Annotated in this window: 22 protein-coding genes and 2 tRNA genes; 10 read left to right on the top strand and 14 right to left on the bottom strand. The window is 51.6% G+C overall.

What is annotated here, in order from left to right; translation table 11 throughout:
- Positions 1-25: 25 nt before the first annotated feature.
- The 3 genes from GZH47_RS05290 to GZH47_RS05300 all read left to right on the top strand — a co-directional run bounded on the left by GZH47_RS05290 (position 26) and on the right by GZH47_RS05300 (position 3383).
- Positions 26-1492: an aminotransferase class I/II-fold pyridoxal phosphate-dependent enzyme gene (locus GZH47_RS05290; protein ID WP_162639046.1), complete on the top strand. Its 1467-nt coding sequence runs from the start codon at positions 26-28 to the stop codon at positions 1490-1492.
- A 153-nt stretch (positions 1493-1645) separates the two neighbouring features.
- Positions 1646-2869: an S-layer homology domain-containing protein gene (locus GZH47_RS05295; RefSeq protein WP_225446367.1), complete on the top strand. Its 1224-nt coding sequence runs from the start codon at positions 1646-1648 to the stop codon at positions 2867-2869.
- A 94-nt stretch (positions 2870-2963) separates the two neighbouring features.
- Positions 2964-3383, top strand: coding sequence for a DUF1885 family protein (locus GZH47_RS05300; RefSeq protein ID WP_162639048.1), 420 nt, complete (start codon positions 2964-2966; stop codon positions 3381-3383).
- A gap of 64 nt (positions 3384-3447) precedes the next feature.
- Here the strand turns inward: GZH47_RS05300 and GZH47_RS05305 are convergent, their stop codons facing one another.
- The 3 genes from GZH47_RS05305 to GZH47_RS05315 form a co-directional block, all read right to left on the bottom strand.
- On the bottom strand, positions 3448-3750 hold the full coding sequence (locus GZH47_RS05305; protein ID WP_162639049.1) for a DUF1292 domain-containing protein: 303 nt from the start codon (positions 3748-3750) through the stop codon (positions 3448-3450).
- A gap of 112 nt (positions 3751-3862) precedes the next feature.
- Positions 3863-4432 carry a stalk domain-containing protein gene (locus GZH47_RS05310; protein WP_162639050.1) on the bottom strand — a complete coding sequence of 190 codons (570 nt, stop codon included), beginning with the start codon at positions 4430-4432 and terminating at the stop codon, positions 3863-3865.
- A gap of 177 nt (positions 4433-4609) precedes the next feature.
- Complete coding sequence (locus GZH47_RS05315; protein ID WP_162637932.1) at positions 4610-4825, bottom strand: hypothetical protein; 216 nt, start codon at positions 4823-4825, stop codon at positions 4610-4612.
- A gap of 163 nt (positions 4826-4988) precedes the next feature.
- Between GZH47_RS05315 and GZH47_RS05320 the strand changes: the two genes are divergently transcribed.
- Entirely contained in the window at positions 4989-5717 is a 729-nt protein-coding gene (locus tag GZH47_RS05320; RefSeq protein ID WP_225446368.1) for an MBL fold metallo-hydrolase, read from the top strand.
- Positions 5718-5900: 183 nt separating this feature from the next.
- Here the strand turns inward: GZH47_RS05320 and GZH47_RS05325 are convergent, their stop codons facing one another.
- The 3 genes from GZH47_RS05325 to GZH47_RS34010 all read right to left on the bottom strand — a co-directional run bounded on the left by GZH47_RS05325 (position 5901) and on the right by GZH47_RS34010 (position 6812).
- Complete coding sequence (locus tag GZH47_RS05325) at positions 5901-6167, bottom strand: DUF3892 domain-containing protein (protein WP_162639051.1); 267 nt, start codon at positions 6165-6167, stop codon at positions 5901-5903.
- A gap of 143 nt (positions 6168-6310) precedes the next feature.
- Positions 6311-6562 carry a hypothetical protein gene (locus GZH47_RS05330; protein WP_162639052.1) on the bottom strand — a complete coding sequence of 84 codons (252 nt, stop codon included), beginning with the start codon at positions 6560-6562 and terminating at the stop codon, positions 6311-6313.
- 82 nt (positions 6563-6644) lie between these two features.
- Positions 6645-6812 carry a hypothetical protein gene (locus tag GZH47_RS34010; protein WP_225446369.1) on the bottom strand — a complete coding sequence of 56 codons (168 nt, stop codon included), beginning with the start codon at positions 6810-6812 and terminating at the stop codon, positions 6645-6647.
- Positions 6813-6958: 146 nt separating this feature from the next.
- Between GZH47_RS34010 and GZH47_RS05335 the strand changes: the two genes are divergently transcribed.
- Positions 6959-7034: transfer RNA gene (locus GZH47_RS05335), tRNA-Val, on the top strand.
- A 144-nt stretch (positions 7035-7178) separates the two neighbouring features.
- On the opposite strand, the gene GZH47_RS05340 is transcribed toward GZH47_RS05335, so the two are convergent.
- Positions 7179-8192: a C40 family peptidase gene (locus GZH47_RS05340; RefSeq protein WP_162639053.1), complete on the bottom strand. Its 1014-nt coding sequence runs from the start codon at positions 8190-8192 to the stop codon at positions 7179-7181.
- 133 nt (positions 8193-8325) lie between these two features.
- Between GZH47_RS05340 and GZH47_RS05345 the strand changes: the two genes are divergently transcribed.
- Positions 8326-8401: transfer RNA gene (locus GZH47_RS05345), tRNA-Val, on the top strand.
- A 151-nt stretch (positions 8402-8552) separates the two neighbouring features.
- On the opposite strand, the gene GZH47_RS05350 is transcribed toward GZH47_RS05345, so the two are convergent.
- Complete coding sequence (locus GZH47_RS05350; RefSeq protein WP_162639054.1) at positions 8553-9485, bottom strand: GH25 family lysozyme; 933 nt, start codon at positions 9483-9485, stop codon at positions 8553-8555.
- On the bottom strand, positions 9475-9753 hold the full coding sequence (locus GZH47_RS05355) for a phage holin family protein (protein WP_162639055.1): 279 nt from the start codon (positions 9751-9753) through the stop codon (positions 9475-9477). Before GZH47_RS05355 ends, GZH47_RS05350 begins: the two co-directional genes overlap by 11 nt.
- Positions 9754-9924: 171 nt before the next feature.
- Between GZH47_RS05355 and GZH47_RS05360 the strand changes: the two genes are divergently transcribed.
- Positions 9925-10263, top strand: a complete 339-nt coding sequence (locus tag GZH47_RS05360) for a L,D-transpeptidase (protein WP_162639056.1) — start codon at positions 9925-9927, stop codon at positions 10261-10263.
- Positions 10264-10372: 109 nt separating this feature from the next.
- The gene (locus GZH47_RS05365; protein ID WP_162639057.1) at positions 10373-11389 is read left to right on the top strand and encodes an S-layer homology domain-containing protein; all 1017 of its coding nucleotides are present in this window, start codon (positions 10373-10375) and stop codon (positions 11387-11389) included.
- Positions 11390-11471: 82 nt separating this feature from the next.
- Here the strand turns inward: GZH47_RS05365 and GZH47_RS05370 are convergent, their stop codons facing one another.
- From GZH47_RS05370 to GZH47_RS05385, 4 genes are all read right to left on the bottom strand, one after another.
- Entirely contained in the window at positions 11472-12323 is an 852-nt protein-coding gene (locus tag GZH47_RS05370; RefSeq protein WP_162639058.1) for an SPL family radical SAM protein, read from the bottom strand.
- 5 nt (positions 12324-12328) lie between these two features.
- Positions 12329-13048: a uracil-DNA glycosylase gene (locus GZH47_RS05375; RefSeq protein ID WP_162645087.1), complete on the bottom strand. Its 720-nt coding sequence runs from the start codon at positions 13046-13048 to the stop codon at positions 12329-12331.
- A gap of 118 nt (positions 13049-13166) precedes the next feature.
- A complete protein-coding gene (locus GZH47_RS05380; RefSeq protein ID WP_162639059.1) occupies positions 13167-13346 on the bottom strand; it encodes a hypothetical protein in 180 nt (59 codons plus the stop codon).
- Positions 13347-13562: 216 nt separating this feature from the next.
- Positions 13563-20420 carry a LamG-like jellyroll fold domain-containing protein gene (locus tag GZH47_RS05385; protein WP_162639060.1) on the bottom strand — a complete coding sequence of 2286 codons (6858 nt, stop codon included), beginning with the start codon at positions 20418-20420 and terminating at the stop codon, positions 13563-13565.
- A 930-nt stretch (positions 20421-21350) separates the two neighbouring features.
- Here GZH47_RS05385 and GZH47_RS05390 point away from each other — a divergent pair.
- A complete protein-coding gene (locus GZH47_RS05390) occupies positions 21351-22370 on the top strand; it encodes a G1 family glutamic endopeptidase (protein ID WP_162639061.1) in 1020 nt (339 codons plus the stop codon).
- A gap of 98 nt (positions 22371-22468) precedes the next feature.
- Positions 22469-22807 carry a hypothetical protein gene (locus GZH47_RS05395; protein ID WP_162639062.1) on the top strand — a complete coding sequence of 113 codons (339 nt, stop codon included), beginning with the start codon at positions 22469-22471 and terminating at the stop codon, positions 22805-22807.
- Between the two features lie 105 nt (positions 22808-22912).
- Here the strand turns inward: GZH47_RS05395 and GZH47_RS34585 are convergent, their stop codons facing one another.
- Positions 22913-23122, bottom strand: a complete 210-nt coding sequence (locus GZH47_RS34585; protein WP_404823753.1) for a helix-turn-helix domain-containing protein — start codon at positions 23120-23122, stop codon at positions 22913-22915.
- Between the last annotated feature and the right edge of the window lie 208 nt (positions 23123-23330).

Consider the following 23330-nt stretch of genomic DNA (forward strand, 5'->3'; position numbering starts at 1 on the left):
ACTATGAAAGGCTGGGATGAAAGCAATGGATCATACCCGGACCCCGCTGTTCACCGCCCTTAGAGAGCATGCGGCGAAAGACCCTGTACAGTTTCATATTCCCGGGCATAAGAAGGGAATGGGCAGCGACCCCGAATTTCGCGAATTTATCGGCGACAACGCCTTGTCGATCGATCTGATTAATATAGCGCCGCTGGATGACCTGCATCAGCCGACCGGCGTCATCGAAGAGGCCCAGAAATTGGCAGCCGATGCTTTCGGAGCTGATTATACCTTTTTTTCGGTACAAGGGACAAGCGGTGCCATTATGACGATGATTCTGAGCGTCTGCTCGCCAGGCGACAAAATCATCGTGCCGCGCAACGTGCATAAATCCATCATGTCCGCCATCATCTTCGCCGGCGCGCGCCCGATCTTCATCTCGCCTGCCCGCGATTCCAACTTGGGTATCGATCACGGCATCACGACCCGCTCCGTGCAGCGCGCGCTCGATCGCCATCACGATGCCAAGGCAGTGCTTGTTATTAACCCGACTTACTACGGCATATGCGCCGATTTGAAAGAAATCGTCGATCTCGTCCACAGCTACGACATTCCGGTTCTCGTTGACGAGGCGCACGGCGTGCTCATTCATTTCCACGAGAAGCTCCCGATGTCGGCCATGCAAGCCGGCGCCGATATGGCAGCAACGAGCGTCCACAAGCTCGGCGGCTCCATGACGCAGAGCTCCGTTCTGAACGTGCGCAGCGAGCGCATCAACCAGAAGCGCGTCCAGACGATCATCAGCATGCTGACAACGACTTCGACGTCGTACATTCTATTGGCATCGCTCGATACGTCCCGCCGGAACCTGGCCATTAACGGTCACGATATCGCCGAGAAGGCCATCGGCTTGGCTAAATACGCGCGGGCCGAGATCAACAGCATGCCCGGCCTCTACTGCATCGGCGAAGAAATTCTCGGTTCGGAAGCGACTTACGATTACGATCCGACCAAACTCACGATTCATGTCCGTCATCTAGGCCTTACCGGTTACGAGACGGAGAACTGGCTGCGCGATCATTACAATATCGAGGTCGAGCTCAGCGATATGTACAATATCCTGGCGCTCGTGACGCCCGGCGACACGGAAGATTCCATCAGCAAGCTGCTTACGGCTTTGCGCGATCTCGCCGAACAGCATCATGTTAATGAAGCGACCGAGCTCGTCGTGAAAATTCCGGAGATCCCGCATCTGTCCCTAACGCCGCGCGACGCCTTCTATGGCGCGACGGAAGTCGTACCGTTCAAGGAGTCTGCCGGACGCATCATCGCGGAGTTCATTTACGTCTATCCGCCGGGCATTCCGATCCTGCTCCCCGGCGAAGTCATCTCGCAGACGAATATCGATTACATCGTCGACCACGTCGAAGTCGGATTGCCGGTGAAAGGCCCCGAAGACCGCAGTATCCAATTCGTCAAAGTCATCGTCGAAGAAGAAGCCATCTCCTGATCGCATCGCCGACCCGATTCGCCCTTCATGGGCAGAATCGGGTTTTTTCTTATATATACGGAATAGCTGATAAATGTTGGCGGTCCGTATGCCGATATATGCCGATATACGATGGTACAATCACTCTACTACGATTGGAGCGTTTCGAGGCACATGAAGAGGATCCAACGCGGATTATTAGGCGGTCTTATCTGCTCATTCTTGCTCGGCGGCACGGCGTCGGCCATACCTTATCAGGTCATTCCGGATCGGCCCGCCGACAATGAGTGGACCTATCTCCCCCTGCAGCCGTCCGACATAGCGGGTCATTGGTCGGAACCGCTGTTTCAATGGGCTGTTCAACAGCATATTATCGACGGCTATCCGGACGGCACGCTGAGACCCGATCAACCGATCTCGGAAGTCGAGTTTCTCAAATCGCTGTACCGCGCTTTCGGCATCCTATTGCCTACGCAGCATATACCTGCAGGAAGCGGCTATTCGTACGATTGGAGCGACGGTCCCTACGGACTTGCCGACATGTGGAACCATCCGACTGCCGGAGCCGGCGATAAGCGAGCACGGACGCAGCCGATTACGCGCCTGGCGGCAGCCGAACTGATTACTTCGGCACAAGGCTTGCATTTCGAAGGCGACGAGGCGATTGCCTGTCTCTTGGGTCAAGGCATGGCCAACAGCGATGCGAGAACCGTTGCGGAGTACGGCGCTGCGCGAACGTTGACGAGGGCGGAAGCGATGCAATGGCTGAGACAGCTGACATTGAAGGGAATGATGACCATCGAGCCGCGTCCCGAAGAGCGGTCCGATCCGAATCAACTGCCTTCGATGCCGGTTGCCGCGGCGGAACGCCTGCCCGACTTCAGTGCGACAGCCGTTACCGGCGCGGACTTCGGTTTATACGGGGCAGACCGCAGTCCCCTGCTCACTTACGGCGAATCCAAGTCGGACGCCGAGCAGCAATTCGGTATCGCTACGGAAACGAATGTATTCGATCAGTCGGCGTTTCCTTTATTTTCGGCGCATTTCGATGATCGCGGCATACTCGACGACTGGATGATCGACCAAGATTCGATAGAGCCATCGTTAACGGACACCGTTCTGCAAACGAACAAAGGCATCATCCTTGGCGAAAGCGCATTGTCCGATGTCTTAGCCGCATACGGTACCTTCGGTTATGATGGCGTCGGGATGGCCAACTATGAATATGAGAAAATGCAGGACGGCACCTATAAGCCGCTCGTCTCGAATCGCAACGATGCCGTTACGAAGCACCCTAGCCGCGTCTATACCATTTCTTTTCTATTCGATCAAGAGAGCTTGAAAGTACGATATGTCTACGTCGCTTCCATCCCGGCCACGCGTCGCGGGTTTGAATAATGACGAGGCTATCCGCTCGGATTCCCTCCCCTGATCTTCCGGTGATTGTCAATCGATTTTCGGAATGCTATGATGTTGGAGGGGGTGGGCGATAATGAGTCAAAGCGCTTACATAAAATTCGTGCAAGGTTCCGCGGTCGATGCTCTCAGCCTTTCGGAAGTGAAAGACCGGCTGAACCGGTACAAGGAACAGACGGGCCTAACAGGTCAACAATTGGATTGGGATTATGCCGAAGCGGCATTTCCGTATACCGTTGAAACGAAGTCCGGGGAAGAGGACCGCTGGTTCTATCTGAAGGGTACAACGCCGCAGTACAACTACATTATGTTCGGGGTCGGCACGGAAACGAACGGCGAGAAGACCGTCTCCCACGTTCAAGTCGTCCTGCCCGATACCGCGACCCATGGCGACAAATCCAAAGCGAATGAATTGTGCAAGTACATGGCCAAGCAGCTGCAAGCCGAGCTCAAGATGTTCAACGGCCGAACCATTTACTTCAACCCGCGCAAATAAACGCCGGCCTATGAAAGGCCATAAAAAAACTCCGCTGCCATCCGGCACCGGAGTTTTCGCTTTCTTATTTGCCTTCGTTCTCGCTCTTCGCGATTTCTTCGTAGATCGCTGTCACGCGCTCCCATTCAGCATCGTCTTCGATACCGACCAGGAAAGCTTCGCCGTCTTCTTCTTCAATACGGAAAATAACGCCGTCAGCTTCAGGATCGTTACGATCGAGCAGGACAGAATATACTTGTTCTTCGGATTCAAACGTAAAAACCATCACCATTTCACGCTCGTTGCCTTCCTCGTCCGAGACAAGGAATACGTGTTCTTCGTGGTCATGATCGTGGTTGCAGTTCTCATCATGCACATGTTCGCTCATTGTAGACCCTCATTTCCATTCGTAGATACATTTCCTTCGTATCGTAACATGGAACAAGTCTTCGGTCAAACGAAAGCGCTCCGGCCGCGGCGGGCTGGAGCGCACTCGTTTTTTATGGCGCTTTCGCCGTAATCGTCTTCTGCGAAACCAGTTTCCAGTCGTCGGCGGCGTTTACTTTCATATAGAAGTTAATCGTATATTTGCCCGCCGAATTGAAGGTATACGTGTAGTCGTCCGTACGGTACCAGAAGTTGTCCTTGTCGACGGAAACGTTCTTGGACTGGATGACCTGTTCATCTCCCCCCGGATCGGCAATCGTAATTTTCACGGCTGAAATATCGGTCAGCAGATTATCGATTTGAGCGAATACCTTGAACGTAATCTTGTTGCCTTTGACCACATTGCCGAATATTGTCGTGTCCTGGAACAGGAACATATGCACGTTCGGTTTATAAATCGTTACTTTCTTCGAGCTTTCGTCCCAGAAGACGAGCGATTGCAGCGTATTCGCGACTTGCCTCACCGATAAGTACGTTTTCCCGTCCGTAAAAATGCCTGCGTCATCCAATTCCGCGCCGTTAACGATGACCCGGACCCGCTGGGATGCCGAGTCGGCGAAGAGCATCGTCCCGCCCCACACGGACAAGACCAGCGTTGCAATCAGAAGCTTTCTGAACTTCATGGTAGTAGAACCTCCGTCCGTTTCTCTGGATAAATGGTTATACTCGCCAAGCCGTCCAAAGTTGCGCCAATAGTAAAAGTTTTTTCCTCTAGACAAAGCTGTCGCTTTCTGTAGAAAACTGCGCTTGCCCGGGAAATAATAAGCTGGGCAATACCGATCATTCCCCCGTTCAGGGGCTTACACGTAGGTTCGCGTCAAAATGCAAGGCACGCCTTTACCCACGGCTCCCGGCTGCTGCATGCTTTCCAAATACCGCGTTCCTCTCGCGCATGGCGTCTTGCACACTGCGCATGTATCCGAGAGAACCAGCTTCAATACCGCTTGCTTGCGTTCCGAAGGCGACTTCTTCTTACTTGCGGCTTTACCTTTGCTTGGTGTTTTACTTGGAGCCATAATATCCGCACCTGCCCATCTGTGATCCGTTCATTGCTATCGTATGCCGGACCGGCGAAGGCGTGCTTGGCCAAAGCGAGGGAAACGAAAAATAGTTTTTCTTTCCATTTCCGAATAGAGATGATAAATTGAAAAGTATCGTAACGCATAGGAGGATGTCCGCTTGGATATTCAAATGCTCGGAACGGGCAGCGCTTTTGCCAAAACCTATTACAACACGAATGCGATGATTTACTCGGAAAACCAGACGCTTCTGCTGGATTGCGGGATAACGGCACCGCTTTCCCTCCATCAGCTCGGCAAGCCGATCAGCGATATCGACGCCGTACTGATCAGCCACATTCACGCCGACCATATCGGGGGCATGGAGGAGCTTGCTTTTCGAATGAAGTTCAACCACGGGCGCAAACCGCTGCTATTCATTCCGGAACCGCTTGCCAAACCCCTCTGGGAAAGCTCGCTCAAGGGCGGACTGCTGCAGGATGAATGCCCTTCGCTGGACGACTATTTCGACGTTCGGCTCATTCAGCCGGATACGAAGTCGGAACTGATTCCCGGACTGACCGTCGAACCGATCCAGACAGCGCATATTCCGAATAAAATCAGCTATTCGTATTTCTTCAACGATACGTTCTTCTATTCCGCCGATATGATCTTCAATTCCGGGCTGCTTCAAAGGCTGGTTGACGAGCGCGGATGCACGACGATATTTCATGACTGCCAATTGAAACCGCCTGGCGTCGTGCATACGACACTCGATGAACTGCGGTCCTTGCCGCTTTACGTTCAGGAACGGATATGGCTCATGCATTATGATGATACGAAGCCGCAATACGAAGGGCACACCGGGGTCATGCGTTTTGTCGAACAGCACGAACGTTACCGCTTCTAATTCCGTATACCGATCGCATCAAATACGAAGCGACCGATCATAGCATATTAAATCACAACGAAAAGCCCGCAGAGCGCGGGCTTTTTTGGTTATGCATAAATGTAATTGTTTGTGGGAGAACGTTACTGCGCGAAACGGAGATCTAACGCTCGCAGTATCGTCATGCGTCTGCGCGTGACTCGTTTAAAAGTTGGGCAGCTGATCCAAATTGTTCGTTGGATCTCCATCCGCATCGCCGCGGATGTACATTTCGCCGTCTCGGCCCTTGAATACATTGACACCGGCGATCGCGCCGCTGCTCGCTGCCGACAGCGCCTCTTCATAATTCATTTCGCGGCCGGACGAGGTTTTGAAAGACAGCAAGTCGCCGTCGCCGTTTTTGCGCGCTGCAACGAACGTCTCCGCTCCCGCTCCTCCTGCTTCGTCATTCGGATGTTGTAAACGTACCATATGGAGTTCCTCCTTTTTGTTCTGGATGCCCAAGTAGGTTCTCCCACTACCAAGCGCTTTATTCGCAACCTTACTCCTATCACTAATTTCGTGCCGAGAAAAGTAAAATGTCCGGCATGCGCGAAGGCATCCGGACATGTCCGTCAATTCGTATTCAATAGTGGTGGCTTGCTTTGTTCCGGAGCCGGTTCGCCGGGCAGCGGCGGAACAAGGATGCGCGGTTGATCGACAGGTTCGTACACATCGCCCAACACGGATTGGTCTTGCGGGTACACCGTCCTGGTCACGCTATCGAACAATTCAGCCTTAGGGACTGAAACGGCGGCAGACGGATTTGACTGCGCGCAGCCAGCGCACAGCAGTAAACCGGCAATTACGCAAAGGCGTTTAATCATGGCTACCACTCCCGATCGGATTAGCAATCTTTGGAATAGTATACCCTTACATTCGATAATCAAACCCGATGCATCTCTTGGCTTAACGTTTTCCCTTTGCTTCAGGGGGCAGCTTCCGCCTCCAAACGTAATTCTCGTCATACGCCGTGGAATCGTGAATGACCATCTTTGCCACGCATATGCACACCGCTCCGACAATCCCGAATAGTCCGATCAGCCATACCGCCAAATAGGCAGCTTCCTCCACCACTAGACAACCCGCCTCTCCAAGAATCGATGCTTGAGTACACCATATGCGGGTTAATAAATAAATAGAATCGTTTTTTGTGAAAAAGGGTTGACTTCAACTTTCTCGTTTGATATATTATTACTTGTCACTGCGAAGAAACACCTCATGATCTGGTAGCTCAGCTGGGAGAGCACTATCTTGACAGGGTAGGGGTCACAGGTTCGAACCCTGTCCAGATCACCATATTAATCAACTAACGCCCTTGTGAATTCAAGGGTTTTTCTTTTGTGACAAAGCCGAAAAAGCAATAAAGAAGCCATCAGGATTTTCCTGATGGCTTCTTTTGCAATTGCACTATGAAAACATTGCGTTTCATCACTAACCTGCCTACAGGACTCTTCGAGCCCATAGAATCCGTTTGTCCCAATTTCCTTCGAGCGAAGTAATGGTAACGCCGGGATCGCCGTACGTTTGAATGACTTTATTGTTACCGATATAGAGACCAACGTGTCCGACGATTTCGTTACTGCTGTATCTGCCGGGCGTGTAGAAGAACACGATATCGCCCTTTTGCAGATTATTCCTCGTCACGTATTTTCCGATCTTGGATTGCGCTTTCGACGAACGCGGCAAGTCGATGCCAAAATGATCGAAAACATGCTGCATAAAGGACGAGCAATCGAATTTATGGCTTTGCTCGTACGGAGCGGCATCAAACTTATAGGGGGTATCCATATAGCGTTCTGCATAGGCGATGACCTCGTCGGCCTTCGCGGTATCCGCATTATCTGAAGTCCCGGTGTCGCTCCCCGCGTTCGTGCCTGTATCTCCATTATCGGCGTTATTATCATTAGCTGCGTTATCCGGGTTATCTGCGCTATTGGAATCGACAGATCGTGTCCGGAGCGTCGAACCTGGCATTCCGACGGCAGGCGTCCTTTGCGGATCCCTGTTCTTCGGCGGACCGACAACGACGGTCTGGTGCTTCCCATCCCATTTCACCGGGGTCTGCAGCAGCTGAGACAACGATCCGAGCTCGAGACATAACGATTGGCCGATCATTCGCGGCGCCTCGCTTAGAATGACGCTGTCCTCTCCGATTTTCGCTTGTTTCGAATCGGCGGTAAACACGTACAACGGATCGCTATAGCCCATCGCCGCCATATGATTGCCTTCTTTTAAAGCGTAACGGTAATTTAACAGCGCAGCCGCACGTTCAGCCGGAATCCAGACTTTGCCCTTGTCCAGCCAATGCTCCGACTTGAAAACCTGGGCGTTCCCTTCCGTCCGAAGCTTAACGACATTGCTTGCACTGTTCGTTTTGACGCCATTCGCCTGTTCATTCGAAGAACAGGACGCCAAGAGCATCGCCATGGCAGTCACTATCAGGTAGCGTTTCATGCGTAGCAGGTCCTCCCTATATATTGATCCTCGAATAGAATGTCCTTCCATACAAGGAATTATTAAAAAAACTATTGCATTCTCGCCGAATACCAGATATAATCATTTCTACGAGAAGAAACACTTACACGATGATCTGGTAGCTCAGCTGGGAGAGCACTATCTTGACAGGGTAGGGGTCACAGGTTCGAACCCTGTCCAGATCACCATCATTCAAACGCCGAAAGCCTTGATACTCAAGGTCTTTTTTGATTTTCATATCCTTCATAGAATAAAATTAATGAACATAAAGAAGGCCTATGCGCAATCGCATAGGCCTTCTTGCAAGATCGGAAGCCGGCTGAACGCCGTCAGGTTTCTTTATTTATACAAGTACACTTTCTTCGTGCCATTGTCCCAGGATGCTTTGCCTCCGAGCATTTCTGCCGCTACTCGGACGCCGATATACGTCTTGCCGTCGATCAGTTTGTAATAAGGAACTATTTTACCGCCTACATAAGGAGATGCTTCCGCCGCCCTCCACTCGACATCTACCCCAAGCGCGTCCCCCAATAACCGCAGCGGGAGATAGACGTGACCGTCAATCATTCGGCCATAAGCTGCAAGCTTATCGTTCACGACGACTTTAATGGTATCTATCCCGGTTGGTTTAGGAATCGCGGGAACGACAACGGGATGGACATACTTGTCATAGAAGGCTTTCTCCATGGCATTCATGTCGACGTTCCCTTTAATCCCGTCCACTTTCTCCTCAGAGGAATATTGAAAGATAGCCCACGCGGACCAGGTGTTATTGTCCATTGGCTGATCGACTTCGTAATGCGCTACCCAGAGCGGCCACTGTTCGAGACTCTTGCCCAGGTAGCTCTTGGCGAAGCTGGCTCCCGTGTAGATCATAACCGGGTGGCTTGTCAGCTGTTCGACCGCCTTCAGCCATGCCACGCACCAAGCAGTCAACGCTGCGCCGCCTAATCGCGATGCTTTTCCTTCCACGTCCAATGCATGCGGAAAGTCGGCCTTCATTCCTTTGACCTTGTCGGCGAAATGCGCGGCTTCTTGGGCGGCGCTGTTCAATTCAGGTCGCGCATAGTGGTAGTATCCCACGGGCAAACCCGCCTTGACGGCGCCTGCAGCATTAGCCGCGAAGGTCGGATCAACGTAGCTGCCGCCGCCCTCGGTCGCTTTGACCATCGCTCCGACAACGCCATCCGCTTTCACTTTCGCCCAATCGATCGCGCCTTGATGATGCGAAACGTCAATGACTTTGACGTTACCGGCCGATCTAGCTTGCATCGTCACCGGACACTCCTTTCTGCGCTTGCTTGATCAGTTGGCTGCCATACACCGATACGGCGCCGGTGATAATTCCCTGCAGCACGCTTTTAACTTCGAACCCAAGCGTAAACAAAGTAACGACCACCGCAAATAAAGTAATGACATAAACAATCGTCCAATCTGGTACGCGGGGAGTTTTTTTCAAAATGTAGCCCAGTACCCAGCATGCGACGAGCACGATGTACAACGAAGGATCTATGAGATCCTGAAGATTACTAAAATCCATCACTATCAACCTCCATTTTTTAATAGAATATGAAGGCTGGTAAAAAATGGTGCATGCCTCCGCGGCCTCCGCGGCCTCCACGACTCTTGATTTGATCTGGCCAATCGGGCATGAAATCCAGTCCCCTCCCTCTTACCGTTCATATGATGGACAATAGGGAGGGAATGAAGGATGCCTAAATACCGGATCATCGTGGATTTATCGGATCGGCAGCTATATCTGCTGGATGGCGATATCGTCGTCAGAGGTTTCCCCGTAGGAATCGGGAAGATGCTTACGAGAACGCCGACGGGCAATTACGAGATCATTAACAAACAACCCGATCCCGGCGGACCGTTCGGCGTCCTTTGGATGGGGCTATCCAGACCGCATTACGGCATTCATGGCACGAATGAACCCGGCTCCATCGGCAGGGAAGTTTCGCACGGCTGCATTCGAATGTACAATGAAGACGTGTTGGCTTTGTCCGCGCTCGTACCGATTCATACGCGGGTGACGATCAGGCCATAGCTGATCTTGAAGCTGGCGCTTCCCGGTTCTTGCAACCTTCCGGGATCGGGGTGCGTCTACATAGATGAAACAGGCATTGCGAAATCCTAACGAAAATGAGGTGGAACGAATGAAGAAACCATTAGCGCTCGTCAGCGTCGTCCTGCTGCTGTTCGTCGCATTGGCGCAGTCGGCATGGGCATTCTCCGATACGAAGGGCCATCCGAACGATGCCAAAATCACGGAGCTGCAGAAACTCGGGGTCCTATCGGGGACCAGCACGAAATCGGATACGTTCGATCCGAACGGCAAGCTTACTTATGCAGCCGGCATTTCGATGATTGTAAACGGGCTCGGCTTGAATCTGGACGGCATCAATTTCTTCAAAGAGCCGAAAGTAACGGATAGTTTCCCGAACATGAAGGATGACGCTTGGTATGCGAATGCCTTCATCATCGCAGCCATGAACGGGCTCGAAATCCCGCGCGAGACAAAGGCCAATGACGAGATGACGCGCGAGCAATTCGCGCATCACTTGATGCAGGCGCTGCTGAAGAAGGGCGATTATGCCTTCATTGATATTTATCTCACGCTCAAGGATGAAGCGGACGTTAATCCGGATTACATGGGCAGCGTTCAACGATTGCTCATCAGCGGCATCGCCAAGCTGGACGATTCGCAGAATTTTCATCCGAAGGCGATCATTACGCGAGGCGACGCAGCCGGCTGGCTGTACGATACCATTCAATTCGTGAACAAGAACACGCCGATCGAGCCGCCAGTCGATGAGCAGCCGTTTCCGCTCACCGATCTGAATTTGAAATCGAACGTAATCAACGCCGATGTCAATGAAGTCACCGTAACCGCGCAAGCGCCGAACCCGGGATACGGCATGCGAATCTCGTCCATCTCATTCGACGGCGAGCAAGCGATCATCCATGTCGAGCCCATCTATCCCGATAAAGACAAACAGTATGCGCAGGTCATGACGGAAGTGAAAGCAGTGACTTATGTTTCATCCGCGTTCAAGCCCGTTCTTGAGCAAAATGGCACGAATGCAGGCGCAGGATCGACGGGTTCATCCGGATCCGCTGCAAGCGGTTCTACCGGCATTATCGGCAGCGACGGCGATTCGCAGAACGATTAACCCTATACGCGAAGAAGCCCCGGCAGGTTTGGATATCTGCCGGGGCTTCTTCGATTTGTCTTGCATGGGCTTGTCTGTTCGGTCAAGGCAGGAAGCCTTCCTGCCCGAAATAGACGCTCTCAGAAGGCATCACTGCCTTCAGAGCCTGTACGAATGCATCCGCCGTCTCCGGCGTATAACGGGCTTCCTCCCCCAGCTCACGGTAACGGTCGGCCATCTTCAACTGCGCGGATCGCTTGCCGCCGCTGCCGTCCCCCCGGAAGAAGTCGTCGACCACGACCCGTTCGACCGAGGACGCGATCAGCTCCGGGAAGGCTTCGCTGCAAGGAAGCAGCGGCGACACCGCCGCCTGCACTTGGATGCCCGCTTGCCGAAGCTCGCGGATTGCCCGCAATCTTCCCGCCAGCGGTGGCGCGAACGGCGTCAGCGCCTTGCGGACGGTTTCAAGATCGGTTTCCACGGTCATACTGACGCGCACCCGCTCCCCGAGCCGACTCAGCACGTCGATATCTCGCAATACGAGCGGACTGCGCGTTTGCAGCAGCAGAAATTGCGGCGGCTCTTCTGCCATCACTTCGAGCAGCCGGCGCGTAAGCTTCTCCTGATGCTCGGCAGGCTGATACGGATCCGTTGCGGACGACATGAACACCGTAACGCCGCCTTTCGCGATGGCTCTGCGCCATTCGCGTCGAAAACTGTCCGCCTCAAACCGTTTCGGCTCCACCCACTCGCCCCACGGGCTCGCTTTGAACAGCGCGATAGGCATTCGTCTGACGTAACAGTATGAACAGCCGAACGTGCAGCCGACATAAGGATTAAGCGTATAGGCATAACCGGTCAAATAGCCGGAGGCAGGATTCAGCCAGCGTACCGGCTTCTTCTTGTCCTTGTCCTTCTCTTTATCCTTATCCTTATCCTTGTCCTGTTCAGGCACTGGCTTCACTCCTCGCCGTTAGCCGCGGCCGCCGCTTCCAGTTCCGCCAGCGGCGGAATCCGCCACGAAATCTCGCCGACTCCGATTTGCCGCAAGCTTGCATTTATTTTGGAATAAGGCCGGCTGCCGAAGAATCCGCGACGCGCCGATAACGGACTCGGATGCGGAGAAGCGATGACCGTATGGCGTCCCGTGTCGATCAGCGCTTCTTTTGCCTGCGCATGCTTGCCCCACAGTACGAAAACAACAGGGGTCTCCCGCTTATTAAGCTCGGCGATCACGTGATTCGTAAACCGCTCCCAACCTATCCCTTGATGCGAAGCGGGCTGCCCGTCCCTTACAGTCAACACCGTGTTCAATAGCAGCACGCCTTGTCTTGCCCAAGGTTCCAAACAACCGTGATCCGGAATCGAACAGCCGAGATCGTCATGTAATTCCTTGAACATATTAAGCAAAGACGGCGGCTTCTTCACGCCCGGCAGCACCGAGAAACTAAGTCCGTGCGCTTGTCCGGGACCGTGATACGGATCTTGACCGAGAATGACCGCCTTGACCTCCGAATAGGACGTATAGCGGAAGGCATTGAATATCGCGGACGGGGATGGATAAATAGCTTCTTGCTCATATTGCTCTGCAAGCGAACGGAGTAATTCTTGAAAGTATGGCTGTTCCAGCTCGGATGCCAATATGTCCGACCAATCGTTTTCAAAGGATGGCACAATCATCACGCTTATCACCTCTTAGAGAAAAACCCCCTAGCGGCATCTCTGAAACATCAGAAAGCCGTCCAGGAGGTAACATTGTCTCACTAGTATATGTAATCGGGCGCCGAAACTCAAACCTTTACTCTTGGCCGATAAAACGGCTCGCTTCCAACTCCACTTCTTCGACCATCACATTGCGAATCCGCTCATCCCGAAAAAATTTCCAAACTTCATAGTAATCTTGCTTCATATAAATGCACATTCGGAATCGGCCCATCTTGAACATGACCTTGTAGCCGACAATCTTGTCGCCAGGCATTCCTGCACCTCGTTCCCCTATGATTCTAGCAGCTTCGCTTCTGTCTTCACTAGTCAAATTATAGACAAGTTACGGGGCGTCTGGCAATATGCACTCGTGTTTGTTTTCTACGTCTCCCGCAATACCAACTTCAGCTTCAATCGGCACATGAGTTTTCCGAAATCGTCCAACAAGCAAAAACCGGCTTGCTCTCGCAAGTCGGTTTTTTGCTTGTTTTTACAGAACGCTCTTCAGAGCTTCGATGTCTTGCAGCAACTGATCCGCGAAGCCGGCATCGATCGTTTTGCCTTTTTCCTTGTCGATATCCTTTTCCAGCTGTTTGAAGTCTTTCGCGTCCAGCTTGCCTTTCGTTTGATCCTTTTGGATTTTTTCAATATCCTTTTGAAGAGATTTCTCGGTTTTGGCGTCCGTAATCAAACCTCTGGTTACACCGAGAGAGATCAGTTCGTCTAATTGAGCCGCTTCAATCGTGATCTTCAAGCTGAACGTCTCTATCGTTCGATGACCGAGTTTATCCGTCGCCGTAACGACGATCGGATACGTTCCAACCGCGAGGCCGAGCGGATCTACGGAAACCGTTCCGGATGTCGTCTTGCCATTGAAGGACACGGACAACGATTGCAAGCCGCTTCCGCTGTCGCTTGCGGAGAACGCGAGCGATACCGCTTTCGATTGAAGGAACGACAGGTTGCTCGGAGCAACGATTACCGGCGGCGTCGAATCAATCGTGACAAGGCTTTCGCCCGTTACGCCGGATCCGTCCTTCGCCGTGGCGACGACTTTGACTACGCCGTCGGCAACCGCCGTCAGCAGCCCGTTCTCGTCGATCGTCGCGTTGTTCGCCCCGTTGCCAATCGTGCCGACTACCGACCAGGAGACGGATTTATCAGTCGCGTTGTCAGGCGTCACGGTTGCGTTCATTTGCGCCGTGTCACCCAGTTCGCCGATCGACGATGTACCGGTTACGGTGATACCGGAAACCGCTATTGGTGCGGTATCCGCTACTTTTTCCAAGTTGGTCATTGCCGCTTGCAACGCCGTAAACGCCGCATCTACCTGCGCTTGGATCGAGGCGTTGTTTGAGACGACAGCCTTCGCATCGTCCAAGGCTGTTTCGAATGCTGCCCAACTCGCCTCCGTGTACTCGGCTTCAACAAGCGCATTGCCCCCGGATACCAGCTCTTGCAGCGCGGAAGTATCCACTGCGCCGTTGCCTGGCTTGTCGTCCGGGTTGCCGATGACCGGCACATAAGTACTTTCGTCTGGAACTGAGATCGTCATTGGCTCGGTATAGCCGCTGACCCCAAAATATCCGTCGCCCTGAATGTAATTGTTCTCGTCAAACCAACTGGCGACGATGGTGTCGCCTGCCTTGAGACGAATCCACACGCCATAGTCCGTGTTCACCGTGCTGACTTTAACGAGTGTATCTTGATATGGCGCCACAAATCCTTTGTTGTCCGCCAGAACCGATCTGCCGTCGCTCGACAGGATGCTAGCACCCGGCTTCCAGAGATCCGGCCAATGCTGAATCTCGAAGGATCCTTCCTTGAGGATGACTGCGTACTTCGCGCCGCTCCAAGGGTTGTCAAGAAGATCCGCCTCGGTTGGAGCCCGCAGGATAAAAGCAGGGAACGCTCCGGTGTTCATGCCGGACTCAAAACCCACCGCGAACTCTGCGTCGCCGAATGTTCTGCCGGTGTAACCAGCAGTTGCGCTTCCGACGGGGGTCAACGCGGTATCGCCATTCTCCCAGTTGATTGAATTCCCGGATTTCCAGTTGCCCTTATCCGCGATGACTGCGCCCATATCCACGTACTCGGTCACGCGTCCGAGTTCGATGGAGGAATCGGTGGCCAGACCGAAGTAGCCGGGGGTGGAGACGTTTAAGTTCGTTTCATCCCTGTAAGTGAACAGTGTGTCGTTCCCGCTCTTGAGGGTCACGGTCACGCCGCCGTAACCGCTGCCGTTGACGTCATCCCAAACCGCGCCCGCCTTCAAAAGCCGGTCGTTGATGTCCACCTGCCACTGGCCCAATTGGGTACTTGTGCCGCTGTAATAACGGGTCAGCGTGGCTGTCGTGCCGTGAATAGCAATCTCGTATCTGTTGGCAGCTCGCGTCGCCGCATTTGCCCGGAGTATGAGGGTCAGGTCGAGCGCGTCAAGATTTTCATTCTGGCCTAATTTCAAATAGAAGTCCTTGTCTCTGTACTTCTCCTGGGCGTAGAATGCAGCTGCTGATTGGCCGGACTGCGCTTCCAGGGTGAGGCCGGCCGGTTCGTCTTTCTCAAACGATGACTGGTTGGTTACCGTCCATTTGGAATCCTTAAACAGCATATCGTCCAGCAGTGCCACAGGAGAATCCAGCATTGGATATAGGTCGTCGCTGGCCGGCGTTAGGTCGGGCACCAGATCGGCGCTCACAACCGAGAAGTCGTCTACCAGCACCTGTGACCCGGATGTTGTCTTTGTTGCATAAATCGTAGCTTCTCCGGTCTCGTCTGCAGTGAACTTGAGCGATACCGATCGCCATGCGGGCCGGTCTAATTCACCCTTGAGCGTATTCTCGCCGACGCGTACGCCTATTTCCGCCTTCTGTCCAGCGGCCTCGCTGCCGCTGCCTACACGAGCAAAGCCGCGAAGGACATAATCCTTACCGGGTTCCAGACCGGTTATGGTCTGCTCGACACCCACGTTCTGACCGGTCAGCGCCACTGCGTACTGCTCGCGGGCATGAGCGTTGTCGGCCGATGAAGAGGCCTGGACAAGGGATGCGCTTCCCGTCCCTGTCTTATTCCAATAGGGTAAAGAGCCCATGCCTTGGACGTCGACGCGCGGCCACTCGAAACCGCTGTTGAACAGCAGGTTTCTGTTCGCGTAGTTCTGGAGCTGCGGACCGCCGCTGACTTCGTCGACCGTTACCGGAGTGTCCTTCAAACCGGCATCCCAGTTGTCGCCAGGCTGATAGGCGCCGGCACCGATCGCGTCGGAACCGGCTTTCAGGGTAAAGTCAAACGCCGACGGGTTGTTAAAGGTGGCGGTTCCATCGATGTCTTCTTCCGGCCTGCTGTAGTTGTCCTTCACTACCGCGCCTGCGTTGATGTTGTCGGTGCCCACGCCGCGCGAGTCCACGATATTGTTCATATAAACGTCCATGTACGCGTCGCCCGGGGAGTTCGTGTAAATTTCAGGGTTCGGGTGACCGCTTGCTCCTTGATACACCGTGTTGTTGAACACGGATACGAACTCGGAGCTGGAGTTTACGAAAGTAGCCGCCCACGGTAAATTCCAAAACACGTTGTTGAATACTTGGGCGTTTTTGTCGCCTAGGTCAAAGTACACGCCATTGGAAAATTCGCTGTGAGAGTCATGAATGTTGTTGTGGTGAATTTGACTGTTACCCAAATCGGTATAAGCGAAGTACATCAGTCCTGCGTCGGTGCTGTGCCAGTTGCCGTCATGGATGTCGTTGTACGAAATTTCGCTGGCGTAGAAGCTGCCGCCGATCAGCGTGCCGCTGGCGTTATATACCTCGTTGTGGCTGATCAGGTGGTTTCTCCCCGTAATCGTAATCGAGTTGGTAAACATTGTGGGACCCGTAGTAGCATCGTGCAACTTGTCATTGACGATCTTGTTGCCCTCACCCTCGACGGTAACCAACGCACCGGCGGAATAGGCGATCTCGCTGTTGATCAGGGCGTTGTTCTTTCCGCCCACGATGATCCCGCCCTTCTCGTCATCCGGGGACAGGAACTCGGTGACGTACTTGGCCGTCATATGATCAACTACATTGCTCACGCCGCCGCGCATGGTCAAGTTGGATCCGTTCAGGACGATATCTTCGATATGGATGTACTTGCGGCTAGACAGATCCAAACCCCATTCGCGTGCTTTGTAACGAACATCCAGATCGCCGGGGTTCATGCCTTTCGGGAGCTGCAAATACAGGGTTCCGCTAGTTTGGTTATAGTACCACTCATATGGCGCGTCCAGGGCAGCCATCGCGTTTTGAATATAGTAATGGAAATCATCGCCTGAGGCATAGCCGGTTGGCCCCAGCTCGTAGAAGTTTATATTCGTCAGATTAAGCCAGCCGGGCGTGGATGAGACGACTTCAGCGCCGGACAGGTTCCATCCGCGATTGTCCATGCCCACGATGGCTGCACCGTCCCATGTACCGGCGGGTTGGTTCAGCTCGGGGTCGCTGAGTTTGCCATTGGGATTCGACCAGCCTCCAACGCTGGCGTTCGCGCCGTCGAACACGTAAGTCAGCCAGTTCGGACGATAATACGCATCTTCCTTCGCAACGTTCGGATAACGCGAAGGCAGCATAGCTTCGCCGTCTACGAATATTTGATTGCGGTAATTCCCCATCGGCAAACTGACGGCTACTTTCCAGAGGTTTGCATTATTCGGGTCGTATTGCACCGCGCCGGTGTTTGAAGCCGTCTGCCATGTCCCGGTGATTCGGTCCGCGCCGGAGATGACCACTTTCTCGCCGTCGGCAGTTTTAAAAGTAATGGGGTGATCAGCCGTGCCGTTATACTTCGGACGTACCGATTCCGCATACACCCCTTCGTGAATGATAACGGTCTCGCCAGGCAAGAGAATGTCGGCTGCCTTCTGAATCGTAAGGAAAGGTTCTGCTGCAGTACCTGGATTGCTGTCGCTGCCGGTCTTAGCTACATAATAGGTTTTGTCGCCTACTTGATCGGTGTCGGCTGGATCGGCCTGCTGGCCGGTCCCGTCTGTATTCGGCGTTCTGTTATACAGCGCTTCTTGAGCAGCGGCATCGAGAACCGAAGGGAAAACCGAAAGCTCATCCAAGAGACCTGTGTATGCGCGTCCTTGATAGCCATTCCCGCCGAACCACTTGTATGCTTGCAGATTGATAGGCGCTAGGGAAGTATAAACTTTCTCGCCGATCAGCTTGCCGTCCACATACATCTTGATTTTCAGATCGGTTACACTGTAGGAGAACGCCACATAGTGCCAGTTACCGTCGGCCAGGTTCCCTGCTGTCGCAGAAAATCCCCCGTCCCAACCGGCGTTGTCCGATCCTACATCCAGGAAATCCAGCGTTGTGTCGGCGTAATTGTTTTCTTCGGTGCCCCATTTGATATTCCACCAGATGTCTCCATTAGGAAGACCCCAATCGCCATTAGTGCCGGCATAAGGCGGAGCCATTAAATAACTGACTCTTCCGACATCCGGGATTTCGGCGGGGATTGTAGGCTTAACCCAGACAGCCATCGTAAGATCCTTGACGCTCGCGAACTGAGGGCCATAGTCGATCGCGAGCCCGCTCGCTCCCCTGTCGTCAGAGGATATCGCAGGAGTACCGCCTCTTCCGTTGTTGTCGGTATCCCACAGATAGTTGTTTAACGTTGCCGTCAGACCGCCCGAAATGGCGCTGGAAGTCTTACCTGTACCTTCATTGAATGGGAAAAGGGATTCGCCTTGGAAGGGATCGCCCGAATTGCCGCCAGCGCTCGTATTAGGCGCTCTTTGAAATAGCGCTTGATGAGCAGCATCCCCGAGTACGGAAGGGAAAACCGATAGCTCATCCAGAAGGCCGGTGTACGACTTACCCTGATACCCGTCCCCGCCGAACCACTTGTATGCTTGCAGATTGACAGGGTAAAGGGAAGTATAGTCTTTTTCGCCGATCCGATTGCCGTCCACGTACAGAGCGATAGTTTTCGCCGTCGCACTTAAGGAGTACGCCAAATAGTGCCAGTTGCCGTCGGCCAGATTCCCTGCCGGCGCTGAAATGCCGCCATCCCACTCGGAACCGTCCGATCCGTAAGACAGTAAGCTTATACTCGTGTCGGCGAAGCTGTTGGCACTGGTGCCCCAGTTGATACTCCACCAGATTTCCCCGTTACTGAATCCCCAATTGCCTGTGGTGCCGGCATAAGGCGGGGCCATTAAATAACTGGCTTCTCCGGCATTGGGAGCCGAGGGCTTCACCCAGACGCCCATGGTCAGATCATTGACACTCGCGAACTGAGCGCCGTAGTCGATCGTGATCCCGTTCTTGCCTGTTTGGTCATTGGAGATCGCAGGCGTATTGCCCCGGCCGTTCTGATCCCACGCATAGTTGTCTAGCGTTGCCGCCAGACCGCCCGAAATGGCGCTGGAGGTTGAACCATTTCCCTCGTTGAAGGGGAAAAGGATCTCGCCTTGGAGGGGATCGCCTGGAGTACCCGGATCGCCCGGATCGCCAGGGTTGCTGTTAACGCTCGTATTCGGCGCTCTGTTATAGAGCGCTTCATGCGCGGTGTCGTCGAGCACCGAAGGGAAAACCGAGAGCTCATCCAGAAGGCCGGTGTACGACTTATCCTGATACCCGTCCCCGCCGAACCACTTGTATGCTTGCAGATTGACAGGATAGAGCGTGCTATAAGCTTTCTCGCCGATCCGACTGCCGTCCACGTACAGAGCGATAGTTTTCGTCGTCGCACTTAAGGAGTACGCCAAATAGTGCCAGTTGCCGTCGGCCAGATTCCCTGCCGGCGCTGAAATGCCGCCATCCCACTCGGAACCGTCCGATCCGTAAGACAGTAAGCTTATACTCGTGTCGGCGAAGCTGTTGGCACTGGTGCCCCAGTTGATACTCCACCAGATTTCCCCGTTACTGAATCCCCAATTGCCTGTGGTGCCGGCATAAGGCGGGGCCATTAAATAACTGGCTTCTCCAGCATTTGGAGCCGAGGGCTTCACCCAGACGCCCATGGTCAGATCATTGACACTCGCGAACCGAGAGCCGTAGTCGATCGTGATTCCGTTCTTGCCTGTTTGGTCATTGGAGATCGCAGGCGTATTGCCCCGGCCGTTCTGATCCCACGCATAGTTGTCTAGCGTTGCCGCCAGACCGCCCGAAATGGCGCTGGAGGTTGAACCATTTCCCTCGTTGAAGGGGAAAAGGATCTCGCCTTGGAGGGGATCGCCGCCAGTAGGGGTTTCTGCGAAAGCTCTTGCCGGTAGTGTAATTGTCGCCAGCAATAAAAGGCTGAGAACCAAAGATGTCAGACGTGACACCAAGCGCGATGTCTGCTTGTGCTTGTTCATATCATCATCCCTCTCTTTTCATTGACGTGTTAGATGCCGAGATCATCTTGACTAGCCGTTCACCTCACTCTCCGCCTATTGTCATACCGTTTGATGCGACAAAAAACGCTGCAATCTCCATATAACAAGTGTCAGGATGCAGCGCATATTCATTCTCAACTTGTATTTTAGTGTCAGCAATGAAAGGAAAAAATGAATTTTCCTATGATTTTTGGACAGAAGCTGTTAACGAGCGATTGGAGTTAAAAGCAAAAAACGGCCGCCCCTTGTCGGGCAGCCGTTCTGTAATGGAAGTATCAAGGTCCCCCAATAAAAAACTCCTTTGCAGCATTCGAGTATGCACTCAAATGCTGCAAAGGAGGATTCATCTAATAACTAATCCTGAGTGTTACTACTATGCTTTCTAAGCACACAGGATTCAGTAAAATTATTCGGTTTAAGGCACAGCCAAAAAAATAAAAAAACCTTGATTCATCAAGGATTTCGTTGGATGCCGAGGACGGGAATCGAACCCGTACGGTGGTCACCCACCGCAGGATTTTAAGACATACCTTTCTACCTTTGTATACCTGATTACATTGACAAAACCCTTGATATATAAGGGTTTTTCCTTTTTCGAAATGAGTGAGTATAAGTGAATTTTTGGGGACAGAAGGAGCGTTCGCCTCCAATTCGCCCCCCTCCCATCATAACTTCCAGATGAAATAAGCGAAAATGGAGCATCTGCCAACAAGGCAAACTGCTCCATTTTCAATTCCACTAACTTCCCCCGTTACGGAATAATCGCTCATGGCTTTCAACAGCAAGATCTCTGATAATTCCAGCAATACGACATAAATCGACAAATTATTACAATTGTTTCATGGTAGCATGAGTCTTGCCTGAATTGCTGGCCGGCGTTCATTATAAAAAAGCTAAGGAGCGATAACATTGAAGAAGATTTTATTTTTGATATGTTCTGTTTTATTACTACTATCAGGAAATGCGTTTGCAGATCCAGGAAAAGTAGAGTCCGGAATGAGCGTTTCTAACGTTACAAGTGCTCAAGGAAATGATGAACAAACTATTGTTATTCACGAACCTCCTGCAAATTGGAATGCCCTAAATGCTTCAGATGAAGAGCTTGCTTACTATTTTTATCCTCCTAGACCTACTGATCCATCTCAACTTAAAGATTGGAAGAAAGTTGTTTCTGGTAAGTGGGAAAAACCTAAATTTGAAAAAGGGAAAACATCAAAATTTCAAGCAGGTATCTCTAATTCTACAAACGTTACTTATTATAATTGGAGCGGAGTTATTTCTAAACAAACCGCGGGAAGAGCTACTGCATTTTGGAGTTCACCATCAGTATCAGCTGATTCTACTCATAGACCCGCATTCTTCAGTAGTTGGATAGGCCTTGGAGGATCCGCTAGCTCTGGCGAGCCACTCTTCCAAGCAGGGATAGCTGCAATTATAGATGCTAGTGGAAGTGTCGCATACTCTCCGTTCTATGAAGTCGTAAATACAAATGTTAATTCGGACCCAATGTACCTCAGTTCAACTCAGCTTTCATTTTCGCCTGGTGACACGGTATATGCAGATATTTCTTATACACCAGGTGCGTCCAACGGTCATTTCGATATGTACATGTCTCATGGATCGACTATCTTTTCATTTTCTGTAACGAACATTCATTACTCAAGCGCTGTGACTTCAGCAGAGTGGATAGCTGAGAAACCTACACTTAAAGGTCAGAGTATTGATAGCGTAAATCTGGCTAAATTTAGTCAGGTAACCTTCTCTAGAGCTGCAATGGCAAGTAGTCCATCAGGAACTGCAAATTTAATTACAGCTTCTCCTTCTTCAACACAGTATGTATATATGAAGAATTCGTCAGGTACTGCTTTGGCTAGCCCAACAGCAATTGGAACAAATGGTGACTTCAATGTAGTATGGGCTCACTATTAATAAAATATCTTTTAGCAGTCTAACATACTATGTGATTTTCATATAGTATGTTAGACTTTTAGTTAATTCTGTCTAAGAATTGAAAAAGGAAGTGAATTATGAAGGCATTAACTTTTATTCTCACATTCGTTTTATTTTCAATGATTTTAGTCGGATGTTCAGATGGCCCCGAAGAGCAAAAAAACAGTCTTTTTAATAATTACGAGATATCATACGGTAACCCCCCCGTCTTATTGGAAGTATACTTTGCTGGTCATATCTATAAAGAAGATTCTAGTAATATAAGTATTAAAGATCTTGGAACGCAACTTGGTTATGCATCCGATAGTTTGGAATCCCTGAAAACAATTCCTGTCTTTGAAAATAAAAATGATAAGAATGCAATATTATTAAAATCAAGCGATATATTTTTGAACTACAAATTAATAGAAAATTAGTTTGGATTGACTCTTCCTTCTAAAAATATTAATAAAAGCCCCTTACTATAGTTGGGGCTTTTATTTTTGTAGCTAATACCGCTTGGCTGCTTTTGCTTTCCACATCTATTCGATGTGGACGTGAACCGATGATATACCATAAAGTTTAAACATCATTATTGCATGCTCGTATGGGATATTCTTACTACAATGCTCGTAACCCTCTACGGTGTCTTCAGTGATACCGAGCAATGTAGCTACATCACTTTGAGATAAATTATTATTTTGACGTGCGACTCGAAAAGTAATTTTTTGTGCATTTATGAGATCCCTCATGCATCTGTACCTGCCTTTTGATATTTAATAGAGGTAAAATTACAATAAAAAGAAGAATACATTCTTTAATATCTAAAGATTATGTCATGCGGTAAATAATACATTTGCCTTGCGCCCCATTTTAATAAGCCTTCCAAGCATCATCTCCGTTTTTGGGTAAACAAAAAAAGCCGCTGCAATCCGGGGAGTAAAAAGTTAGCCATCAAAA

Source organism: Paenibacillus rhizovicinus, from assembly GCF_010365285.1.
Classification (GTDB): Bacteria; Bacillota; Bacilli; order Paenibacillales; family Paenibacillaceae; genus Paenibacillus_Z; species Paenibacillus_Z rhizovicinus.

Coding starts and splice junctions, on each gene's coding strand:
- GZH47_RS34585 (WP_404823753.1), bottom strand. CDS start 23,122: ATGAGGGATCTCATAAATGCACAAAAAATTACTTTTCGAGTCGCACGT.
- GZH47_RS05365 (WP_162639057.1), top strand. CDS start 10,373: ATGAAGAAACCATTAGCGCTCGTCAGCGTCGTCCTGCTGCTGTTCGTC.
- GZH47_RS05380 (WP_162639059.1), bottom strand. CDS start 13,346: ATGCCTGGCGACAAGATTGTCGGCTACAAGGTCATGTTCAAGATGGGC.
- GZH47_RS05290 (WP_162639046.1), top strand. CDS start 26: ATGGATCATACCCGGACCCCGCTGTTCACCGCCCTTAGAGAGCATGCG.
- GZH47_RS05295 (WP_225446367.1), top strand. CDS start 1,646: ATGAAGAGGATCCAACGCGGATTATTAGGCGGTCTTATCTGCTCATTC.
- GZH47_RS05395 (WP_162639062.1), top strand. CDS start 22,469: ATGAAGGCATTAACTTTTATTCTCACATTCGTTTTATTTTCAATGATT.
- GZH47_RS05350 (WP_162639054.1), bottom strand. CDS start 9,485: ATGCAAGCTAGATCGGCCGGTAACGTCAAAGTCATTGACGTTTCGCAT.
- GZH47_RS05385 (WP_162639060.1), bottom strand. CDS start 20,420: ATGAACAAGCACAAGCAGACATCGCGCTTGGTGTCACGTCTGACATCT.
- GZH47_RS05330 (WP_162639052.1), bottom strand. CDS start 6,562: ATGATTAAACGCCTTTGCGTAATTGCCGGTTTACTGCTGTGCGCTGGC.
- GZH47_RS05305 (WP_162639049.1), bottom strand. CDS start 3,750: ATGAGCGAACATGTGCATGATGAGAACTGCAACCACGATCATGACCAC.
- GZH47_RS05340 (WP_162639053.1), bottom strand. CDS start 8,192: ATGAAACGCTACCTGATAGTGACTGCCATGGCGATGCTCTTGGCGTCC.
- GZH47_RS05300 (WP_162639048.1), top strand. CDS start 2,964: ATGAGTCAAAGCGCTTACATAAAATTCGTGCAAGGTTCCGCGGTCGAT.
- GZH47_RS05355 (WP_162639055.1), bottom strand. CDS start 9,753: ATGGATTTTAGTAATCTTCAGGATCTCATAGATCCTTCGTTGTACATC.
- GZH47_RS05315 (WP_162637932.1), bottom strand. CDS start 4,825: ATGGCTCCAAGTAAAACACCAAGCAAAGGTAAAGCCGCAAGTAAGAAG.
- GZH47_RS05375 (WP_162645087.1), bottom strand. CDS start 13,048: ATGATTGTGCCATCCTTTGAAAACGATTGGTCGGACATATTGGCATCC.
- GZH47_RS05360 (WP_162639056.1), top strand. CDS start 9,925: ATGCCTAAATACCGGATCATCGTGGATTTATCGGATCGGCAGCTATAT.
- GZH47_RS05310 (WP_162639050.1), bottom strand. CDS start 4,432: ATGAAGTTCAGAAAGCTTCTGATTGCAACGCTGGTCTTGTCCGTGTGG.
- GZH47_RS05325 (WP_162639051.1), bottom strand. CDS start 6,167: ATGGTACGTTTACAACATCCGAATGACGAAGCAGGAGGAGCGGGAGCG.